Source organism: Facilibium subflavum, assembly GCF_003574485.1.
Classification (GTDB): Bacteria; Pseudomonadota; Gammaproteobacteria; order Francisellales; family Francisellaceae; genus Facilibium; species Facilibium subflavum.
Genome location: NZ_QLIT01000323.1, coordinates 1 through 1,055, shown reverse-complemented (window position 1 = coordinate 1,055; position 1,055 = coordinate 1). Strand labels below are relative to the sequence as shown.

Genomic DNA, 1,055 nt, shown 5'->3' with positions numbered 1-1,055 from the left:
CACATCGACATGACAAAAGATTTGTTTAGTACGATACATTGAACATATAGCAGCTACTATTTCTCAGAATTCGAACGTTAGTCATCGTAATCTTACATGGAAGTCAAAGAGACCCATAATCTCAATATTGCCATCAGACAACCCTCTCGCTAAGTCACCCGTTTTGTACAAACGCGTATATCCTTTTTCAAAATCCTCATCTGTCGCAAAGGGATTATCAATAAAACGCTGTTTTGTCAGTTCAGGTTGGTTTAAATAACCTCTTGATAAACCTATACCTGCTAAATAAATTTCTCCTATCGTATTTGGGGTCACAGGAATACCAAAATTATCTAAAATATAAATTTTATTATTTTTTATTGGCTGGCCAAGGATATTTTTTCTGGCAAATATCTGAGACACTAAGGATGAAATTGTTGCTTCTGCCGGACCATATTCATTAAAAATATGTTGTGAACTTAAATAACTGAAATCCTGAAAAGCTTCACCTCCCGAAACAATGCGTTTTATACATTCTAAATGCAAACCTTTACCTAATAATTTCAAGTAGGAAGGTGTTGCATGAAAATGTGTCACTTTATTTTTTTGTAGTAAATATTTAATATTATCCAAGTGGTCAATGCTTTTTTGATCAAAGATAATTAGCTTTGCACCCGTGGTTATTGCAATAAAAATTTGTTCAACAGATGCATCAAAAACATAGTGAAAAAATAGTGCAATTACATCTAGATTATTAATGAAATAATAGCTAGCTTGGTTTGAAATAAAATTAACAAGGCTATTATGTTCTATCATCACCCCTTTAGGTTGACCAGTTGTACCGGATGTATAGATTACATAAGCCAAATCACTGGCTTGACTAAACGGTGCTAAATTATCCAACGACTCTTGACCATAATCTATCTCATCTACTGCAATCATCTCAAGTGCTTGAGATGATTTTAATTTATTAAGACGGTCTAAATAAACAGACTGGGTGAGTAGTAATGAAGTGGCTATATCTTTGAGTATATAACGAATCCTAGTATCTGGATAATTTGAATCAGTAGGCACAT

General features: G+C 33.3%; 1 protein-coding gene. It reads right to left on the bottom strand.

Annotated features, from left to right (window positions below; translation table 11 throughout):
- Nucleotides 1-81: 81 nt before the first annotated feature.
- Nucleotides 82-1,055 (bottom strand): AMP-binding protein (locus DNK84_RS13700; protein ID WP_162902514.1); only part of this gene is annotated, 974 nt, incomplete at its 5' end.